Here is a 19,212-nt window from a genome sequence, read left to right as displayed (position 1 = left end):
GAGGCGGGGGGGGCCGCGCGCCAGCGCGCCCCCCACCCTCCCCCCCCCGCCCCCCCCCGCGTCTACGATCCAAACCCACACCCCCATCGGCGAGGAGGAGAACATCGCCCGGGCGCTCCGGGCGGGCGCGGCGGGCTTCCTGCTCAAGGACAGCCCCCCCGGAGGAGCTCATCCAGGCGGTCCGGACGGTGGTGCGCGGTGAGCCGGTGGTGTCCCCGCGGGTCACCCGGCACCTCATCGACCGGTACCTCGCGGCGAGCGCGTCCGGCGACGAACCGGCTCCCGCGCGCCAGGGGGTCGACCGGCTCTCCGGCCTCACCGCCCGGGAACGCGAGGTCCTCGCGCTGCTCGGGACCGGCGCCTCCAACGCCGACATCGGGGCGCGGCTGCACCTGGGGGCGGGCACGGTGAAGACCCACGTGAGCAGCCTGCTGGCCAAGCTGGAGTGCGCCAACCGGGTGCAGGCCGCCGTCGTCGCCCGCGACGCGGGTCTGCTGCGCGGCGCCTGAACCGCCGTCGGGACGACTCCCGGGGCCGTCTCCGGCCGGCCGTCCGGCCGCTCCGGCCTCTGCCGAACGGCACGGTCGTTCCGGCCGGTCGGCCCGCGAAATCCCGTCCCCGCCGAACCTAGGATCGGGTTGGTCCGGATCAAGGCCGCCGTCCGGGTCGCGGGCCGGTGCACATGGTGCAACGAGGGCCGGACTTTTTGAATTGGTGTAGACCTCTGTTCGAATCTCGTGCACCGTGTTCCCCGGAACGGCCGACGCTCCCCGGGGCCGGTCGGTCGCGGCGGGGTGCACACTCCCGCGGTGAGGTGGGCGCGCGCGACTGACGGTCGGTCGTGCGCCGGGGCGGGCCGGGGCCACTTCCACCACAGCCGGACTCCCGGCGCCACCTCTTGAGAACAGGAGTTCCCTGACCGTGCACATTCGGTTGAGCGGCGTTGTCATGGCCAGGCCGGAACGGGCGGCCTCCGCCCGGGAGCTGGCCGAACGGGCTTCGCCCGAACCGTACGCCGTGGTGACGGCGCGGGGGATCAACGGATCGAATGCCGCGATCCGCGCCTGGTCCACCCCTCCACCGGGATCCACCCACCACGTGCTGATCGAAGAGGGAGCCGTCCTCGGGAAGGACTTCCACGCGCGGGTCAGCGCGGCCGTGCGGGCCGCGCCGGAGGCCGCGCTCGTCCTGCACGCCCACCCCGACACGCCCGCCGCGGCCGCGGTGCGGATGGCCGCCCTGACGGGGCACCGCTGGGCGCCCGGTGTCGTGGGTGCCGTACCGACCACGGCGCTGGTCCTGCCGACCGGCCGGGCCGAAGGCTTCGTCCGCTACGCCACCCGCCGCACCCACCGGACCGGGCACGGTCCCGTCCTGGCCCGCTACCTGAGGACCTTCGGGGTGCCCACCTACCTGGCCACGGCGGAGCACGTCCGGTTCCCCCTGCCGTTCCACCCGGTCGACGACCCCGCGCCGTCGTCCCGGCCGCAGGACGCGGAGGTCGACACCGGCTGGAGCCGGGCACCCGGGCTCGCCGCACTGGACGCCGTCCCCTTCTTCGTCCGGGGCGGGGTCCACGTCGCGACCCGGATCAGGAGTGGCTGGGCGACCTCCCCGGCGCACCACTACCTCGCCCGGCTCGGCCTCGACCCGGCCCGCTACGACCGGCGGCTGCGACTGCTGTTCGGCCTCAACTCCGACGCCTCCACCGAACTGGTCGAGCGCATCGGCCCGGAACTGTCCACCAGGCACTGGCTGACCGCGTTCCTGATGGGCGTGGTCACCAGCGCCCGTCTCCCCCCGGACGGGTCGTCGCAGCGGAGCACCGACGGCGCCGCCACCGACCGGGGCCTGGCCACGGTGGGAGTCGGAGGCCTGTCCGCCGCCGTCGACTGGCTGACGCTCGCGGAGCTGCGGCCCAGCCTCCTGGAGGTCGCCCGCGAGGCCTACCGGGCCGGTCTCGCCCGCGGGGCCCGGCTGCCCCCGGACACCGGGGGCGGGGGCCCGCGGCGCCGACGGCGGGCCCGACGACTGGTCCTCACCGGTGCCGACGAGCCGATCGGCACGGCGCTCGCCAGACGCCTCGCCGACGCCGGTTGGGAGGTCACCGCGGTCGCGCCCCGGCTGCTGGTCCACGACTACCCGGGCGTGCGCGAGTTGGCCGCAGACCCCGTGCGGCGGGAGGCCCTCGACCCGGTGCTCCCGGGCGCGAGCGCGGTCGTCCACCTGCTCTCCCCCGAGACCGCCGACTCCTGCGCCGCGGACATCGGCCGGCTCTGGGCCCGGGTGGAGAACGTCGTGGCGGGCGCGGCGAAGGCCGGGGTGCCGCAGGTGGTCTGCGTCGGCGATCCGACGAGCGTGGACCTGGCCCTGCGCTGGGGACCCGCCGCGGACCGCCCGCTGTGGCCGGCCGCCATGGCCCCGGACGGGGTGCGGACACCCGCCCCCACGGTCCACTGGCTCCGGCTGGGACTGGTCTTCGGCCCGGAGGTGCTCGACGGCTCCGTCGTGGAGCAGGCCCTGCGGCGCACCCTGCCGCCACGGGCCGACCGTACGGGGGACGAGACGACGGAGACCTGGCGGCCGGTCTACATCGACGACGTGGTCGACGCGGTCGACCGCACCCTCCAGGCGCCGCCCGTCCACCGGATCATGAACATCACCGGCGACGAGCGCCTCACCACCGAGGACATCGCCCTCGCCGCGGCGCGGCTCGACAGCGGCCGCCCGGTCATGGCCGCCACCACCGCGGCATCCCGCAACGGCGGACCGCGCCGCGGCGGTACGGCGCTCGGCTGGGCCCCGCGTACGGGCTTCGACCATGGGCTCGCGGCCCTCGCCGAGTGGATGGAACTCCACGTCGACTGATCGGCACACGCCGCCGGGTACGGGGTCGTCCGGCGGCCCGGAGGCCCGGACGGGTCGTCCACCGGCCGGTGCGGCGGCGGACGACCCGTCCGGGTGCGGGGCGGTCAGTTGCCGAGGCGGAGGCTGCAGAGGGAGTAGCCGTAGGCGGTGCCGCGGTGGATGCCCTGCATCCTGACGTAGCGGGTGTCGGTGGGGGTGAAGGTGAGGGTGTCGGTGCCGGCGGTGGTGCGGCCGCGTTGCTGGGAGACGGTGGTCCAGGTGGTGCCGTCGGTGGAGACCTGGAGGTCGTAGTCCCGGGCGTAGGCGGCCTCCCACACCAGGGTGGCGGCGCTGACGGTGTTCACCGTGCCGAGGTCGACCTGGAGCCACTGGTCGTCGGTGCGGTCGCTGGACCAGCGGGTGGTGCCGTTGTTGTCGAAGGCCCGGTCGGGGGTGAAGGCGGCCGTCTCGCTGGACGAGGCGGTGGCAGGCCGGCCGGCCGCGAGGTCGGCCGCGCCCCGGACGTCGAGGCTGTAGAGGGAGTAGCCGTAGGCGGTGCCGCGGTGGATGCCCTGCTCCTGACGTAGCGGGCGTCGGTGGGGGTGAAGGTGAGGGTGTCGGTGCCGGCGGTGGTGCGGCCGCGTTGCTGGGAGACGGTGGTCCAGGTGGTGCCGTCGGTGGAGACCTGGAGGTCGTAGTCCCGGGCGTAGGCGCTCTCCCAGGTGAGGGTGGCGGAGGAGATCCGGCGTACCGAGCCGAGGTCGACCTGGAGCCACTCCCCGTCGGTGCGCTTGCTCGACCAGCGGGTGTCGGCGAGCCCGTCGGTGGCGTTGGACGCCTGCCACTTGGGCCCTTCACTGGAGGAGGCGGTGGTGGTGCGGCCGAGGGCGAGGTCGGCGGTGACGTCGTCGGACCCGAGGGTGTCGGGCAGGTAGCCGGTGCCGGGGCCCTGGCCGACGGCGCGGACGGTGTCCAGGAACGCCTGGTAGTCGGTACCGGCCCTGGTGCCGGACCACATCTTCTGGGCGAGGGCGGGCAGGCTCTTCTCGAGCAGGCCGTGCACCTGGAGTTCCGTGTAGTCCTCGTGCACCAGGTCGTTCCAGACGGCTGGCATCGCGCCGAGCAGGTGGGGGTCCTGCTCGGCCAGGCTCTGGCCGTCGGAGAAGACGTTGGGCTGCCAGCTGTCGAAGATCGCCTTCCCGTCCAGACCCTGGCCGTGGTAGTAGTTCGCGAACGGCACGACGTACAGCCAGTTGTCGTTGGAGTTGATGACCTTGGGGTAGCCGTCGGCGATGGCCTGCTGGGGGCCGTACCAGCCGTTGTTCCAGCTGTCGACGGTGATGTCCTTGTCGTAGCCGGCGCCGCCGCCGGAGATCCCCTTCTGACTGCCCCACATGGTGACCTGCTTGCCCAGGCTCCGGACGTAGGGGGCGATGGTGTTGACGTACCCCTTGAAGTCGGCGGCCGGGCCCTTGTACTCGTCGGCGCCGATGCCGACGGTCGGGCCCCGGAACCACGGGGTGAACTCGGCGTAGACGGACTTCATGAAGTCGGTGGCGGCGGGCTTCGAGAGGTCCAACTCGTCGGAGTCGCCCTTGTTCAGACCGATCCCCGGTTTGAACCTGGTGAACGCCCGGGCGTGGGCCGGTGCATCGATCTCCGGGATGATGGTGACGCCGACCGCGGCCGCGGTGTCCTCGAAGGAGTCCCAGTCCGCCTTGGTGTAGGAGCCGTCGGCGGCGGCCAGTCCGGCGAAGGCGGGGTTGTCGCTCCTGAGGCGGAACGCCGCCTGCGCGGTCGACCAGTTCGCCGGGGATATCTCGTTGTCGTTCAGGTGGAGTTGGAGCGTGTTGAGCTTCTGGTAGCCCATCCACTGGATGTACGAGCGGATGAACTCGGGGGTGAAGTAGCGCCGTCCGACGTCGAGCATCAGCCCGCGCAGGGCGTAGTTCGGGTAGTCCACGACGGATCCGACCGGGAGGCTGCGGTGGTCCGCGGAGCCGGCGAGCAGCTGGAGCAGGGTCCGGGTGCCCTCGACGGCGCCCTGCTGCGCCGCCCCGGTGACGGTGACCAGTCCGCGGTCGGTGTCGATCCGGTAGGCCTCGGCCCTGAGTCGGGGCAGGGCCGCCCCGAAGTCCGCGTCCGGGTCGACCTGGATGACGATGTCACCGTCACCGCCGGCATCCACCACGGGATCGATCTGATGGTTCGTCATCTCAGCCGCTTCACCGGTGAATTGCCCTACCAGGTGGCGAAGTTCGGGGGAGGAGTCGACGGGGGTGGCGACCCGGGGGTGGTCGGCCAGCACCACCCGCCCCTTGCCGCCCGTCCATTGCTGAACGGCGGGGACGACGGCGGGCGCCGCGTTCACCGGGACGGGATCAGCGGCGGCAGTGGACGCCGTGGGGAGCAGCAGGGCGAGCGCGGAGACCAGTGGCAGGCAGACCGGTCTTCCGACGAGGAGAAGGGCTTTGAGCCGCATGGGGGTGACCTCGGGTGGGGTGGGGGGCGTGCACGGCGCGCGGGTGTGAGCTTCCGGCCGCCGGGTGGCACGATGTGCCGCCATGATGAGGTGCCCCGGCCGGGCCGCCAAGAGAGGTCTGGACCATTCGCTGAGATTTCGCGGTGCAGAACCGCCGGAACCGCCCGGATCGGGTGAGAGTGGACGGCGGGACGGCTCCGGACTCCGGACCGAACACGAAGAGGCCTCCGCCAGGTCAACTGCCTGGCGGAGGCCTGTTCATGGACGAAGTGCCGGGTGGTCGATCCTCCCCGCGTACGGGTCCGATCAGGAACGGCGTCGGCTGAGCCGCAGGGCCCCCACGCCGGCGGCGAGGAACGCGGCGGAGAGGCCGAGGAGGACCGGGGTCTTCGGGGCGCCGGTCTGGGCCAGCTCGCCGTGGTGGTGGTTGTAGTGGTGCTGCTCGCCGCCGCCGTGGTGGGCCGGCGTGTGCGGGTGCGACGGCACCTCCTTGGCGACGAGCTTGATCTTGTTCAGGTTGTACGCGGACTGCTGGTTGGCCTGGCTCTGGTGGTTGGAGAGGTTGTTGGCCTGCGAGGCCGACTGGTTGTTGAGCGCGGAGTTCTGGGCACTGTTGTGCGCGGAGTTGTTCGAATTGCTGGTGGCGCTGTTGTTGGCGCTGTTGTTCAGATTGTTGGCCACGGTGTTCTGCACGACGACGGTCACGGCGACGTGCTGGTCCTGGCCCTGGTTCTGCTGGGCGTTCTGGTCCTGACCCTGGCCCTGGTTCTGGCCTTGGTTCTGGTCCTGGCCCTGACCCTGGTTCTGCTGGCCGTTCTGGCCCTGGTTCTGCTCCGAGCTGCCGTGTTCCCCGTGCTCGCCGTGCTCGCCGTGCTCGCCGTGCTCGCCGTGCTCGCCGTGCTCGCCGTGCTCGCCGTGCTCGCCGTGTTCCCCGTGCTCGCCGTGTTCCCCGTGCTCGCCGTGCTCGCCGTGCTCGCCGTGCTCGCCGTGCTCGCCGTGCGGGGGAGCGCCGGGAGTCTCGGGCACGCAGATGCAGTCGGAGCCGCCGGGGCCGGGAACGTGGCCGTGGGTCTCGTGGCCGGGGGCCTGGTCGCAGGGCTTGCCGCCGTTGTCCCAGGCGCCTTCGGACAGGGCCGAATCCGGGGCCTTTTCCATCGGCTGGCCCTGCGCGCCGGGCCTGGTCGAGTCGTCCGGTTGCGCCGAACCCGGCGCCTGGCCGTCGAGCACGAGTCCCTCGGGCGTGATCCCCTCGGGGGCGATGCCCTCGGGCTCGGTGCCTTCGCCGGCGTCGGCGCGGTGGGCCGGGCGGACGACCTGCATCGACTGGAGGTCGCCGTTACTCCCGCTGCTCCAGGTGCCGTCCGATGGGACACCGCTCTCCTGGGCGAGCCGCAGCATGCTGTCGACCCATTCGCCCTGGGCCTGCGACGAGTCGACGGTCACGCTGTGGTCGATGGCGGGGGAGGCGTGGGCCACACCGCCGGCGCCCCAGAGGAGGGCGGACGACGTCAGGCCCGACAGGACCAGGGTGGTGATTCGAGTTCGCATGACGCTCCTGGATGATCCGCAAAACGGATCTTCTGAATACGCGCTTCTACCATCGGGAGGCGAAATGCGCCGCCGCGAGTTAACCGGCCTGGCCCAATGAATTGCTGAGAACGGGGGACTGCCGCCCGCGCTCCGCGCACCACCGCCCGCGCCGGCGCCCCGTCGCCGTCCCGGCCACGGATGCCCACCGTGACCGCACGGGCCCCGACGGTGACATGCGGGGATCGTGATTTGCCCTGAACATCCCTTACATGAGGATCTCAATCCCGGCAGCAGTCCTCGCCGGCTGCACCGCCACCCTGCTCTTCCAGCCCCCGGCCGTCGCTACGGACAGCTCGGTCGACCCGGCGCCGCGTACCTCCGCCGGAGGCGGCTCGGTCACCTCGGTGGCCCTCACCTCCGGCGGAGCCGTCGCGCCCCGGGCCACCCGCGCGTTCGACCTCCTCGGCGTGGTCTGGGACGGCCCCCCGACCGCCCTGGCCGGCGGCTCCGTACGAGTCCGCACCCGCGATGCCGCCACCGGCCGCTGGGGTGACTGGCACACCTTGGAGACCGGTGCCGACGGGCCCGACTCCGCCCAGCGCGGTTCCACCGCCCCGCTGTGGGTCGGACACAGCAACGGCGTCGCGGTCGACGTGCACCCCGGTCCGGCCGGTCTCCCGCGCGGACTGCGGGTCGACCTGGTCGACCCCGGCCAGGGAGCCGCGGCCGCCGATGACCAGCCCCTCACCGAACACGCGGCCGGGCCCGAGGCCCCCACGGCTCCGCGCCCCGGCATCGTCACCCGGAAGGGCTGGGGTGCGGACGAGTCCATCCGCGAAGCGGGCTTCGTGTACACCGGCTCGGCCCGGGTGGCCTTCGTCCACCACACCGACACCGCCACCGACTACGCCTGCTCCGACGCGCCCAAGGTGATCAGGGGCATCTACCTGTTCCACGTGCAGACCAACAAGTGGCGGGACATCGGCTACAACTTCCTGGTCGACCGCTGCGGCACCATCTACGAGGGCCGGGCCGGCGGCGTCAACCAGCCCGTGCTCGGTGCCCACACCCTCGGCTTCAACACCAACTCCTCCGGCATTGCTGCCATCGGGACGTTCAGCAAGGACGATCCGCCGCAGGAACTGCAGGACGGCATTGCCAAGATCGCCGCCTGGAAGCTCGACCTCGGCGGGTGGAAGGCCGACGGATCGGCCCAGCTCACCTCCGGCTCGGACGGCAGCCTCTACCCCAAGGGCACCGTCGTCGACTTCGCCTCCATCTCCGGCCACCGCGACGGCTTCGCCACCGAATGCCCCGGTGACGCCCTGTACCAGCGACTCCCCGACATCCGCGACACGGCGGCCCGCCTCCAGGGCTGACGAGCCGGCGGCCCGTCGACGCGGCTACCCGTCGGCGGACCGTACCCGTTCCACCAGGAGGACCACGGCGGCACCGTCCGACTCCCTCCCGGTGAAGGCCGTCAGATCCGCACACAGCAGGTCCGCGCGCTCCTCCGTCCCGCCCGCCCGCCACCCGCCTGTTCCGGTGAGTCGCGCCAGGCGTTCCGCGAGCGGGGGCCCGCGCCCCCGCATCCCCGGGCCTCGGCGACACCGTCGGAGCACACCACCAGGGTCTGCCCCAGGACGAAGGGCTCCTGACGCAAGAGCGGCTCGCCCAGGGTCAGTTCGGCCAGGCCCACGGGCGGGCCCGGCTCGCACGCCACGGTCCGCACGCCGTCGTCGTGGGCGACCAGCGGCAACGGCGCATGCCCGTACGACAGGAGCAGCACCTCCGCCGCGCCGGAGAACTCCGCGAACACGGCCGTCACGAGCACACCGGCCGCCACCGCCCCGGACACGCACGACTCCGCCCTGGCCGCCACCCCGGCCAGGGACGGCTCGTACTGTGCGGCCTCCCGGATCTCCCCGGCCACCCTGGCGATCACCCGCACCGCCGCCGGCCGGCCGCCACCCCGGACATCGCCCATCACCATCCGGACCCCGAACGGCGTCTCCAGCACCTCGCACAGCACGCCCCGGTCCTGGCCGGGCTCGGCCGTCGACACCCGCCGAACCGTCACGGCCAGGTCCCCCACCCGGCCGGGCGGTCGGAGCACCCCGCGCCGAACCGGACCCACCGTCGGCCCCGGTGCCCGGCGGCGTGCCCTGCGCAGCCGGGCGACGCCCCCGAGGACCGCGACGGCCGCCAGGCAGCTGACCGCCGTGCCCGTGAGCAGCCGTCCGCAACCGGCGGCGAGGTCCCGCCGCGGCTCCAGCACCGTCCGCACGGCGATCGATGCCAGATGGAGGACGAAGGCCGCCCACGGGACGGCCTGGAGCACCGATGACTCCAGGGCGGGCGCGAAAATCGCGAGGGCGGCGGAATGCGCCGACCTGCTGAGCAAATCCGTTCCCGCGAGTACCCCGAGCGCCGACACCGTCAGCACCAGGCCGCGTGTGGAGAAAGTCGGAGTCGACATGCCGCGACCTTAGAGGAACGGCGGATCCGATCGCTCCCCGCGCGCATTCGACACCCGGAGTACGGCCGGCCTCACGATCGCCTCGGACGCATCGGGCGCCTTGGACAAAGGGTTCTGAGGGTGAGGAAGACATTCTCGGGGATATCGTCGATATGACTAGTATCATTTGCTGGGAATGCCCTCGGGCAGGCTCGGTGAGTCCGTCCGGAAAGGCCGCGTCGCGCTACCCTGTGTCAATATTTCCGACCCGACGGGAAAGCGCAGATGACCGCAGAGACATCATGGTTCGACGGCGCCGCGGGGATGCGCTGCGGAACGGCGGCGGAGCGGTGCCAGTACAAGAACCTCCCCCTGTGCGACCTCCCCCCGCTCGGTGTCGTCCGCCGCGCCCGGCTCGCCTTCGAGGACCTGCGCGAGAGCCGGAGCGGTCTTCCCGCACCCGGCCGGCCCTCCCGCTTCTCCGTGGGGGACTGGGTCCGGGTGAAGGACGAGGCGGCGGTGCGTGCCACCCTCGACGCCGAGGACCGGCATCGAGGGCTCTGGTTCACCCGTAGCCAATGGTCCTTCTGCGGTGGGGTCCACCGCGTCGAGCGCGTCGTGCGGCGCATGGTGGACGACCACTACCGCATGCGGAGCCTGGCGGACACCGTCACCCTGGCCGGCGCCACCTGTCACGGCGCCGACGGCACCCAGGGCTGCGGACTGGACTGCGCCCTGCTGTTCCGCGACGCATGGCTGGAGCCGGCCTCCGCGCCGCTCCCGCCCGCCCGGCCGGCCACGCGATGGGCCACCGTGCGGAGTCTCGCGGAGATCAGCGCGACCCTCGGGGCCGACGGCCGCCTGGACGGCGTGCCCTTCCAGCCCGGCATGGAACGCCACGTCGGCACCCGCCACGGAGCCTTCGAGCTGCGCCACCGGTCGCTCGCGTGGTGGCAACGGCCCGCCGGAGGACGGTGGTTCATCCTCCGGGGCCTCCGCTGCGGCGGCGAGCCGGTGGCCAACGGCTGCGACCGCCAGTGCGCACTGCTCTGGCACGAGTCCTGGCTGCGGCTGGAGCCCGGCACCGCCGATTCCTGATCGCGTCGCGAGCTCCGGCTCCGCGGACACCCGTGGGCCGTCAACTGTGCGTTTTCAGCAGTGAGTTGTCAGCGCTGCCAGCGGTCGCGCGCCAGCTTGGCGATCATGCGCAGCGGCCCGTCCCGGTCGCCGATGTAGGCACGGGGAATCGCGTACCGCCCGCCGTGGGCTCCGGGGCTGACCGCGCACCCGTAGCTGTAGCCGGCTCCCGCCACCGCCGCCACGGCAGCGGCGTCGAGCGAGCCGTAGGGGTAGCAGAACCCCGCGACCTCCTGCCCCGTGAGGTCTTCCAGCGCACGGCGGCTGCCGGTGACCTGGGCCGCCAGATCCCGGGCGCCGAGGCCCGCCAGGCGCTGGTGCGTCAGTCCGTGCGAGCCGATCTCCAGTCCGGCGGCGACGACCTCACGGACCTGGAGTGCCGTCATCAGTGGTTTGCGCGGGCCCAGTTGGTCCCAGTCGTTGTACCCGCCCAGTCGGCCGGCCACCACGTAGACCGTCGCGGTGAAGCCGTACTCCACCAGTGCGGGCATGACCTCCTCGGTGAAGTCGCGGTACCCGTCGTCGAAACTGAGCCCGACCAACCCCCGAGCGGTGCCCTCCCGATGGCAGCGCAGCAGGGTTTCCACCGCCACCCCGCGCAGGCCCCACGAGGACAACCAGCGCAGCTGGCGACGAAAGCGCGCGGGGGAAACGGTGATCATATAGGGGTCGTCGCGTGCGATCGCCACGGAGTGGTACATCAGCGTCCACGGAAAATGCCCCGCCATTGTGCCGGTCGCCTGACCTGGAATGCTGCGTGGTCGGATGAATCGCACGTTCTGCTCCAGCTCCTGGGCGGCACCGCGTGTATCGGATGGAGTTCAAGGAAAATGAGATTCTGACAGCGATGGACCGGCTGTCCATCCGCGCCCGGCCAACCCGGAGCTTTTCACCCGAATGGCAGACCGGCCGGGGCGCTGTCGACCGCTGGGGGGCAGGGGCCCCCGGAGCTGTGGGGTGTGTCCTGCCCCGGGCCGGTCCGCGGGGGGTGCGGGCAGGCCCGGGGTTGGTGGGCGGTGGGGGCGGGTCAGGTGCGGGTGGCGGTGAGGAGGTGGTAGTCGAGGAGGCCGTGGCGCCAGGCGGGGAGGAAGTTGCGGGTCCAGTGGTCGTTGGGGACGGTGTCGGCGAGGTAGCGGTCGAGGCCGGGCCAGACGTCGGGGCCGATGGACTCGGTGCCGATGTCGGTGAAGCCGGCGTCGGTGAGGTCGCCGGTGAAGCCGTCGAGGGTGTGGGCGACGTCGAGCCCGTCGGCGAAGCTGGCGAGGAGGATCTTGAGGCGTTCGGCGATCTCGGGGCCGGGGGCGGCGAAGAAGGTGGTGACGACCAGACGGCCGCCGGGGCGCAGGACCCGGGCGGCTTCGCGGGCGAAACCGCCGAGTTCGCGGAAGTGCTGGGCGGCCTCGACGGAGTAGACGCCGTCCAGGGTGGCGTCGGCGAAGGGGAGTTGGGCGGCGGAGCCGAGGGTGTAGGCGAGCCGGTCGGGGTAGGTGGCCAGGGCGCGGGCGTTCACGGCGCGGGCGCGTTCGATCTGGTCGGGGTGGATGTCGACACCGGTGACGGAGGCGAAGCGGAACTCCCGTAGCGCGAGCGCCGCACCGAGGCCGCGGCCGCAGCCGACCTCCGCCAGGCGCAGCTGTCCGCGTGGCTCCGGGAAGGCGTTCAGCACCCGGCGGTAGAGCTGCTCCTGGCTGTGCACCCGGTCCTCTGCGGACGGGGCGGTCAGGTCGATGCCGTGCCAGTCACCGAAGTTGATGAATCCGCCCGCGAAGGACGGCGCGGTGCTGAGGTCGTCGGCACCGTAGGTGCGGCGCACTGTCGGGGGGATGTGGTTGTGGTCCATGGGCCGTCGGGTCTCCTGCTCGTGGGCGCCCGGCGGTCGGGCGCGCCGAGGTACGTACCCAAACCTGTGGTGGTCCGAACACGGTACGTGACGAGGCGGGTTCGGGGTTGACGGGGCGTGGAAACCCGGTGTCCGAGGGGGGTGCGGGTTCGCTACAGTCCGCCGGTGGCCGACCGGACCGGCCCGATCCACCGGACACGCCCCAGGGCCAGAGCGCGAGGAGCACGACCCCGCATGAGCACCGACGACCGACCCGTACCCTCGTTGACCGGTGGCGAGCGCCAGATGCTGCGCGAGTTCCTGGACTTCCACCGGGCGACCCTCGCCATGAAGTGCGAGGGCCTGACCGACGAACAGCTGCGGCAGCGCTCCAGTCCGCCGTCCGAGCTGAGCCTGCTCGGGCTGGTGCGGCACATGGCCGAGGTGGAGCGCACCTGGTTCCGCCGGGTGATCGACGGCGAGGACGTCCCGCTGGTCTGGTCCCCCGACGGGGACTACCAGGTGGCCTACGACCCGACCGGGGCCACCCGTGCCGAGGCCTTCGCCGCCTGGCGGGCCGAGGTCGAGCACTCGCGCCGGATCGAGCTGGCGGCGCCCTCGCTGGACGTCACCGGCTACCAGGCGCGGTGGGGGGCCGAGGTGTCGCTGCGGCTGGTGATGCTGCACCTGATCCACGAGTACGCCCGGCACAACGGGCACGCGGACTTCCTGCGGGAGGCCATCGACGGCACGGTCGGGGCGTAGGCCCTGGGGGCGTAGGGGCCTGGGGCCGGGGTGGCGGGCTACCAGCCGAGCAGGTGGGTGCGGGCGGTGAGGGCCGCCAGCACCGACTTGGCGGTGGTCTCCGGCGTGAGGTCGGTGGTGTCCAGCTCGTGCGGGGTGGCGGGGGCCGCGCCGGTGAGGACGACGTAGTGCAGGGCCGCGCCGGTGGTGCGGCTCTCGCGGCGGAAGGTGTCCAGGGCCGCCGGGGCGTCGGCGCATTCGACGACGACCTGGTAGCCGCCGGTGGCGTAGGCGAAGGCGGCCTGGGCGGTGGCCGCGAGCGCGGTGGCCTGCTGCCGGTCGGCCCCGGGCAGCTGCGGCGGGACCTGGCCGTTGCGGATGACCCGGAGGAAGTCGTCCGTCCGCAGGTGGACGCTCGGGCGCAGCTCCTGGACGAGCAGCCCCGCGACCGGGCTGCCGCCCCCTGCTCCACCGGCGGCCCCGGCGGGATCGGCGGCCCCGGCGGGGTCGACGAGGACGAGGACGCCTCCGGCGCCCCGGCCGCCCCCGAGCTCCGGCCCACCTACGGTCGTACGGTTCACAGCTGCTGATCCCTTCGCGGGCCGGGGACGGGACGGGTACGGACGGGCAGCCGGGGCGAGACGGTGGGCGTGCGGAGGAGCCGGTCGCCCCGGATACGGACAGCCGACCGCCTCGTCCCTACGACTGATGCGTTTCGGGGATCAACCTAGTCCAAACGGGTGCCCCGAGTCGTCCCCCTCCCGGCCGGTGGGCGGGTCGCCGGACCCGTTCAGCGCTCCTCGGCGCGCAGCACGATCGGGTTGGTGAGGGCCGCCATCGGCCCCCACGGCAGGTCCGGACCCATCGCGTTGCCCTTGCCGGGCGTCCCGTCCGCCCTCGGGTGGCGGACCTCGGCGCGGACGTAGGCGGCCAGCGAGGCCGTGGTGCGCCAGACGACCGTGCCGGAGCCGTCGGCGGGCAGCGACTCCTGGTGCAGCTGCCCCTCGTCGGTGATCAGCCGGACGGTGCCGCCGGGCACGCCGGAGACGGCGAGCCGGACGTCCACCGGGGCGTCGGCCGGGACGGTCAGCTCCTCACCGATGGCCGCCCGGCGGCCGTGGCCGGTGGCGGTGAGGTCGAGCCGGACGGCGGCGGACTCGGCCAGCCAGCTGCGCCCGGCGCGCAGCCCGTCGAGGACGGCGTCGCGGGTGAGGTCCTCGGCGAGGACGACGTTGTGCGGCAGGCCGATGACCTGGGGCGCGCTGTGGGCGTCGCTGTTGCCCATCGCGGGCCGCCAGGAGCGGCCGCCCCGCAGGGCCACCGCGAGCTCGGAGTCCCAGGTGTCGACGGCCGACTCGTCGTCGTAGGTCCACGGCCCGTTCCACACCTCGACGGCGTCGGCCTGCTCGTAGCCGAACTTCCACTGGCAGGCGACGTACGGGCAGTACGGGTGCGCGGGCACCACCAGGCCGCCGGAGCGGTGGACCTGGCGGACGAAGCGCGGGAACTCCTCGTCGCGCGAGCGGTAGCGCCAGTCGACGAACTGGCCGGCCTCCAGGCCCAGGGCCAGCCAGTGGCCGTTGCGGGTGGTGACCTCCTCGCCGGGCACGATCAGCAGGTCCGGGCCGGCCAGCGGACCCCAGACGGCGTGCGAGGAGCTGGTGTTGTGGTCGGTGGAGACGATGAAGTCCAGGCCCGCGGCGCGGGCCCCGGCGGCCACCTCCTCGGGCAGGCGGCGGCCGTCGGAGTGCACGGTGTGCAGGTGGCAGTCGCCCCGGTACCAGGCCCGGCCGCGGCCGCGGGCCCGCTCCGGCGGGTAGTGCGGGGTGAACTCCGGCCCCGGCTCGCCGAACCGGAGGGTCACCTCGACGTGGTACTCCAGGCCCTGCGGGGCGACCTGGTACGGGCCCAGGACGAGGTGCCAGGTGCCCGGGTTGATCGGGCCGGGGAGGTAGCCCGGGGTGGCGGAGCCGCGGGCGAGCGCGAACTCGGTGCGGAAGCCGCCGGACCAGCCGCGGAAGCCGTCGCCGCCGAGGTCGGTGCCGCGCTCGTCGAAGATGCCGATGTCGCAGGAGTTGCCGGGGGTGCCGGCCGGGACCGGCGGCTTGTCGTAGCCGTAGGAGACGGCGATCTCGCGGACGCCCTCGGGGACTTCGAGCGGGAGGTAGACGAAGTCGGGGCAGCCGGTGGGGAGGTGGCCGGTGAGGGTGAGGGTGCGGTCGGTCCGGTCCGCGTCCTGGTTCGTGTCGCGGTTCGGGGCGGCCGAGGCGGTGCCCGCGGCACCGGTCGTGGCGGCCAGGCCGAGGGCGGTGGCGGCGCCGGTGGCGAGGCCGGTGCGGAGCAGGTCGCGGCGGGCGGGGTGCGGGGGAGCGGCGGGGTGCGCGGGCCGGGCGGGGGGTGTCGGGTCGGCGGGAGGTGTGGGGTCGGCGGGCATCGGGGCCTCCGGGCTGGGGTGGGCTGGTCCGTCCGTTCGCCTACCCCCGGGGGTGAACCCGGGGTGAGGCGGGACCCACCGGGGTGGGGCGGGCCGGTGAAAGAGGGGCCCGGCCAGGGCGGGGCGAGTTGCGGGGAGTGACGGATGACCGGTTCATAGTCATGTGGTGGTTCGTACGGCAGGTGACGACGGGGCGGTCGGGAGGCAGGCGTGGCACTGAGTCGGCGGACGCTGCTGGCGGCGGTGGTGGGCGGCGGTGCGCTGGCGGGGTGCGGGTCGGGGCGCGGCGCGGAGGGGGGCAGGGCGGCCGTCGGCTCGACGGTGACTCCGGCGGGGACCTCTTCGCCGAGTCCTTCGGCGACCTCTACGCCGAGCCCTTCGGCGGCGCCCTCGGGGAGTCCCGCGGGTACGGCGTCGGCCGCACCCTCCGCTGCCGCGACCCCCCGGGAGCCGGGCCGGGCCGAGCTGGTCCAGCGCTACGCGGCCGTGGCGCCGACCGCCTGGGGCCTGGACCTCCCCGGGGTGGTCACCGGGCTGCCGGAGGGTCAGCAGGCCACGGCGCTCACCTTCGACGCCTGCGGGGGGCCCGGCGGGAGCCGCTACGACGCCGAGCTGATCGACTTCCTGCGCGCCCACGAGGTCCCGGCCACGCTGTTCCTGAACGCCCGCTGGATCAACGCCAATCCGCGCACCTTCGAACAGCTCGCCGCCGACCCGCTGTTCGAGATCGGCAACCACGGCACCGTGCACCGCCCGCTCTCCGTGACCGGTCGTTCGGCCGAGGGGATCGCCGGCACGGGCGGGGTCGGCGAGGTGTACGACGAGGTGGCGGGCAACGCCCACAAGCTGACCGAGCTGCTCGGGCACCCGCCGCGGTTCTTCCGCTCCGGCACCGCGTACTACGACGACGTCGCCGTCCGGGTGGTCGCCGACCTGGGCGAACGGATCGCCGGGTTCACCGTGAACGCGGACGGCGGGGCGACCCTCCCGGCCGCCGAGGTGCGGCAGGAGGTGGCGTCGGCGCCGCCGGGGGCGATCGTCATCGGGCACATGAACCAGCCCGGTCACGGCACCGCCCGCGGGGTGGCGGCGGCGCTGCCGGGGCTGCTGGCGGCGGGGCGGCGGTTCGTCCGGTTGTCCGACGTGCTGTGAGCCCGAGGGTCAGGCCAGGCGGAGGCCGCCCGGGTGCCGCTCCTCGATGATGTCGACCAGCCAGTCGAAGACCGTCGGGCCCTTGCCCGCCCGGGCGGCGGCCAGCTCGGCCGCGACCCGTTCGCGGTTGGTGGGGTGGACCCGGGGGAGCTGCCGCTCCAGCTGGCGGACCGTCTCCGGGTAGCCGAGGGCGCGGCGGGAGGCCTCGTGGTCGCGCCACTCGATGACGTAGTCGTCGTCGTCCGGCGTGCCGAAGCCGCCGCTGAGGCAGTCGGCGAAGGCGTCCAGGTTGCGGCCGAAGTAGCCGTCGGCGCCGATCTTCCGACCGACCTCCGCCCAGAAGTCCTCCAGGTTGCCGATCTTCCCGCCGTCGAGCACATAGGTCACCGTCACGGGGACGAGGATATGCCCGGGCGGCGAACCGCCGGGTGGCGGCCGGTTACGGGTGGACGGCGATCGCGGTGGCGAGCAGGCCGTCGCGCACCGCCCAGCGGCCCTCGAAGCCGTCCAGGCGGCGGCCGCCGACCACCGGGCCGGGGACCAGCAGCCGGGCGGTGAAGGTGCCGTCGGGGGAGAGGTCGAGCTCGGCCTCGTGGAAGTCCAGCCACAGCCGGGTGAGCGGGAACCAGGCCTTGTAGACCGACTCCTTGGCGCTGAACAGGATGCGGTCCCACGGCGTGTCCGGGTGTTCGGCGGCGAGCTTCGCCAGCCGTTCCTGCTCGACCGGCAGGGCGACGGAGTCCAGCACGCCCTCGGGGAGCGGCAGTGCGGGCTCGGCGTCGATGCCCACGGAGGCCAGGGTGCCGGCCCGGGTGACGGCGGCCGCGCGGAAGCCGTCGCAGTGGGTGAGGCTGCCGATCACGCCGTCCGGCCAGCTCGGCGCCCCGCGCAGGCCCGGGACGAGCGGGCGGTACGGGACGCCGAGGCGGGCCAGCGCGGTGCGGGCGCAGTGGCGGACGGTGGTGAACTCGCGGCGGCGCTTGTCCACGGCGCGGGCGACGGCGGCCTCCTCGGCGGGCTCCAGCCGGGCCTCGGGCGGGTCGTCGTAGGCCACCTCGGTCACCACGACGTCCGGCAGCAGGTCCCCGATCATGCGTTCCCCCCTGGGTCGGCGAGCGCGGGCGGCGGGCCGCGCGGAGCGAGCCTAACGCGGGCGGGCGGGCCCGGTCCGTGATCTTCGGCAAATCGGGGCCGCTCGCGCAGCGGCGGGAGCCCGGACCGGGGCCGCCCGCCCGGCGGCGGTCATTGGAACGCCGTCACTGGGGGGCGGCGGTCACTCGAAGGCGGCCGCCGCCTCGCGCAGGGCCCGGGCGATCGTCTCCGGGTCGTACGGCGGTGAAGGAGCGGAGGGAGATCAGCCGGGAGGAGCGGTAGCGTTCCAGTTCGGGGGTGCCGGGCAGCAGGGTGACCGGGCGGCGGGGTGGCGGTCCGATGGCGGGAGTGCGGCTGTCGGGGTCGGGTGCTGCCCGGGTGCGGGGCGGTGGTGACTGCCCGTCACTGTCCAAGCAGGTGGGCGAAGTCCAGTCCGAGGCTGCCGAGTACGGGCAGTGCGCCGAGGTCGGTCACGCCGCCGACCGGGATGCTGTAGCCCTGGTTCACCTCGCGGGTCGCGGGTGCGGCGGCGGGCGAGGGGGCGGCGAGGGCCGGTGCGGCGAGGGCCGGTGCGGCGAGGGCCGGGCTCAGGGCGGCGCCGAGGAGCAGGGCGGCGAGGGCGGTGCGCATGGGGCGGGCCTCCGGGGCGGGCGGTCGTGACGGCCTGTCAACACCCTGTGTGGTGAGGCGGTCACGCATCTTCGCCCCTTCGGCCGCATTGGTAAAGATCCTTGCCTTGTGTTCATGGCAACACCGGGGAGGTCTGGACCATGCCGAGGACGGGCGCATACGTTCCTTTCACCGGGTGGGCATCGGATCGTCGGATCGTTCGCCGAACTGCACTGTGGCCTCGGTGACTTCTGGCTGTCATGCCCATGACCTTTCCCGGGATCGTCGAACCGGAGGGAACGAACCATGCGCGCCATCGGCAAGAACCTCAGGATCCTCGCGGGCGCCCCGCTCGCCGCCGCCGCCCTCATCGCCCTGACGGCCGGCTCCGCCAGCGCCGCGATACCGATCAACAAGCCGATGACCGGCAAGGCCACGTACTACACCGACGCGGGCTACGGCGCCTGCGGCACCCAGATCAACGCCTCCAACCAGATGCTGGTCGCCGTCTCGCACACCTGGTGGACCACCGCGAACCCCAACAACGACCCGGTGTGCAAGGGCATCTCGGTCAAGGTCACGTACCAGGGCAAGACCATCACCGTCCCGGTGAAGGACCAGTGTCCGTCCTGCGACTCCACCCACATCGACCTCAGCCAGCCCGCCTTCGCCAAGCTGGCCCCGCTCGACAAGGGCGTGATCAGCGGCCTCACCTGGCAGTTCGTCAAGGCCGGGCTGAACGGCAGGACCGTCGAGCTGTCCGAGCCCGTCACCGGCTCGACCATCGGCTGACGGCCGCCCACCCCGCCGGGCCCACCTCGGCCGCCGCGGCGGCGGGCCCCCGCGGCCGGGCGGCGGGGGAGGCGGTGGGGCGGGGGGGGGGGAGGAGCCCGCGGGGGGGCCGCGCG

Annotated in this window: 17 protein-coding genes and 1 pseudogene; 7 read left to right on the top strand and 11 right to left on the bottom strand. The window is 73.6% G+C overall.

Translation table 11 applies throughout. From position 1 onward, the window contains the following. Positions 1–206: 206 nt before the first annotated feature. Positions 207–509, top strand: coding sequence for a response regulator transcription factor (locus ACFWXO_RS21760; protein ID WP_380525421.1), 303 nt, complete (start codon positions 207–209; stop codon positions 507–509). 439 nt (positions 510–948) lie between these two features. Next, positions 949–2,868 (top strand): NAD-dependent epimerase/dehydratase family protein, encoded by a 1,920-nt coding sequence (locus tag ACFWXO_RS21755; RefSeq protein WP_380525420.1) that lies wholly within the window; start codon positions 949–951, stop codon positions 2,866–2,868. 104 nt (positions 2,869–2,972) lie between these two features. On the opposite strand, the gene ACFWXO_RS21750 is transcribed toward ACFWXO_RS21755, so the two are convergent. From ACFWXO_RS21750 to ACFWXO_RS21740, 3 genes and pseudogenes are all read right to left on the bottom strand, one after another. Beyond that, positions 2,973–3,416, bottom strand: a complete 444-nt coding sequence (locus tag ACFWXO_RS21750) for a discoidin domain-containing protein (protein WP_380525430.1) — start codon at positions 3,414–3,416, stop codon at positions 2,973–2,975. Between the two features lie 53 nt (positions 3,417–3,469). Continuing rightward, a pseudogene (locus ACFWXO_RS21745) lies at positions 3,470–5,329 on the bottom strand (family 20 glycosylhydrolase); the annotation flags it as partial. Positions 5,330–5,635: 306 nt separating this feature from the next. Continuing rightward, a complete protein-coding gene (locus tag ACFWXO_RS21740) occupies positions 5,636–6,877 on the bottom strand; it encodes a hypothetical protein (protein ID WP_380525419.1) in 1,242 nt (413 codons plus the stop codon). Between the two features lie 251 nt (positions 6,878–7,128). Here ACFWXO_RS21740 and ACFWXO_RS21735 point away from each other — a divergent pair, with 251 nt between their 5' ends. After that, positions 7,129–8,238 carry a peptidoglycan recognition protein gene (locus ACFWXO_RS21735; protein ID WP_380525418.1) on the top strand — a complete coding sequence of 370 codons (1,110 nt, stop codon included), beginning with the start codon at positions 7,129–7,131 and terminating at the stop codon, positions 8,236–8,238. A gap of 101 nt (positions 8,239–8,339) precedes the next feature. Here the strand turns inward: ACFWXO_RS21735 and ACFWXO_RS21730 are convergent, their stop codons facing one another. Further along, positions 8,340–9,338, bottom strand: a complete 999-nt coding sequence (locus ACFWXO_RS21730; protein ID WP_380525417.1) for a SpoIIE family protein phosphatase — start codon at positions 9,336–9,338, stop codon at positions 8,340–8,342. Positions 9,339–9,602: 264 nt separating this feature from the next. Here ACFWXO_RS21730 and ACFWXO_RS21725 point away from each other — a divergent pair, with 264 nt between their 5' ends. Next, a complete protein-coding gene (locus ACFWXO_RS21725; protein ID WP_380525416.1) occupies positions 9,603–10,415 on the top strand; it encodes a hypothetical protein in 813 nt (270 codons plus the stop codon). A 68-nt stretch (positions 10,416–10,483) separates the two neighbouring features. Here ACFWXO_RS21725 and ACFWXO_RS21720 read toward each other — a convergent pair whose 3' ends face one another. Together ACFWXO_RS21720 and ACFWXO_RS21715 are read right to left on the bottom strand one after the other, a co-directional pair. Continuing rightward, entirely contained in the window at positions 10,484–11,116 is a 633-nt protein-coding gene (locus ACFWXO_RS21720) for a polysaccharide deacetylase family protein (protein WP_380525415.1), read from the bottom strand. 365 nt (positions 11,117–11,481) lie between these two features. Continuing rightward, positions 11,482–12,294 carry a class I SAM-dependent methyltransferase gene (locus tag ACFWXO_RS21715; RefSeq protein ID WP_380525414.1) on the bottom strand — a complete coding sequence of 271 codons (813 nt, stop codon included), beginning with the start codon at positions 12,292–12,294 and terminating at the stop codon, positions 11,482–11,484. Positions 12,295–12,528: 234 nt separating this feature from the next. Between ACFWXO_RS21715 and ACFWXO_RS21710 the strand changes: the two genes are divergently transcribed. Next, entirely contained in the window at positions 12,529–13,038 is a 510-nt protein-coding gene (locus tag ACFWXO_RS21710; RefSeq protein WP_380525413.1) for a DinB family protein, read from the top strand. Positions 13,039–13,076: 38 nt separating this feature from the next. Here the strand turns inward: ACFWXO_RS21710 and ACFWXO_RS21705 are convergent, their stop codons facing one another. Both ACFWXO_RS21705 and ACFWXO_RS21700 read right to left on the bottom strand, forming a co-directional pair. After that, a complete protein-coding gene (locus tag ACFWXO_RS21705) occupies positions 13,077–13,598 on the bottom strand; it encodes a hypothetical protein (protein WP_380525412.1) in 522 nt (173 codons plus the stop codon). Positions 13,599–13,807: 209 nt separating this feature from the next. Continuing rightward, entirely contained in the window at positions 13,808–15,451 is a 1,644-nt protein-coding gene (locus tag ACFWXO_RS21700) for a CehA/McbA family metallohydrolase (protein WP_380525411.1), read from the bottom strand. 210 nt (positions 15,452–15,661) lie between these two features. On the opposite strand from ACFWXO_RS21700, the gene ACFWXO_RS21695 reads away from it, so the two are divergent. Continuing rightward, positions 15,662–16,603: a polysaccharide deacetylase family protein gene (locus ACFWXO_RS21695; protein WP_380525410.1), complete on the top strand. Its 942-nt coding sequence runs from the start codon at positions 15,662–15,664 to the stop codon at positions 16,601–16,603. Positions 16,604–16,612: 9 nt separating this feature from the next. Here ACFWXO_RS21695 and ACFWXO_RS21690 read toward each other — a convergent pair whose 3' ends face one another. The 3 genes from ACFWXO_RS21690 to ACFWXO_RS21680 all read right to left on the bottom strand — a co-directional run bounded on the left by ACFWXO_RS21690 (position 16,613) and on the right by ACFWXO_RS21680 (position 18,325). Next, positions 16,613–16,996, bottom strand: coding sequence for a barstar family protein (locus tag ACFWXO_RS21690; protein WP_375894846.1), 384 nt, complete (start codon positions 16,994–16,996; stop codon positions 16,613–16,615). Between the two features lie 46 nt (positions 16,997–17,042). Next, positions 17,043–17,696, bottom strand: coding sequence for a 4'-phosphopantetheinyl transferase (locus ACFWXO_RS21685; RefSeq protein ID WP_375894844.1), 654 nt, complete (start codon positions 17,694–17,696; stop codon positions 17,043–17,045). 401 nt (positions 17,697–18,097) lie between these two features. Next, on the bottom strand, positions 18,098–18,325 hold the full coding sequence (locus ACFWXO_RS21680; RefSeq protein ID WP_380525409.1) for a hypothetical protein: 228 nt from the start codon (positions 18,323–18,325) through the stop codon (positions 18,098–18,100). 285 nt (positions 18,326–18,610) lie between these two features. On the opposite strand from ACFWXO_RS21680, the gene ACFWXO_RS21675 reads away from it, so the two are divergent. Then, positions 18,611–19,096: a cysteine/serine endopeptidase inhibitor gene (locus ACFWXO_RS21675; protein WP_375894841.1), complete on the top strand. Its 486-nt coding sequence runs from the start codon at positions 18,611–18,613 to the stop codon at positions 19,094–19,096. The last annotated feature ends 116 nt before the right edge of the window (positions 19,097–19,212 follow it).

The organism is Kitasatospora sp. NPDC059088, from assembly GCF_042738155.1.
Lineage (GTDB): Bacteria > Actinomycetota > Actinomycetes > Streptomycetales > Streptomycetaceae > Kitasatospora.
Note: the sequence above shows the minus strand (reverse complement) of the source record. Positions and strands in the feature narration are given on the sequence as shown.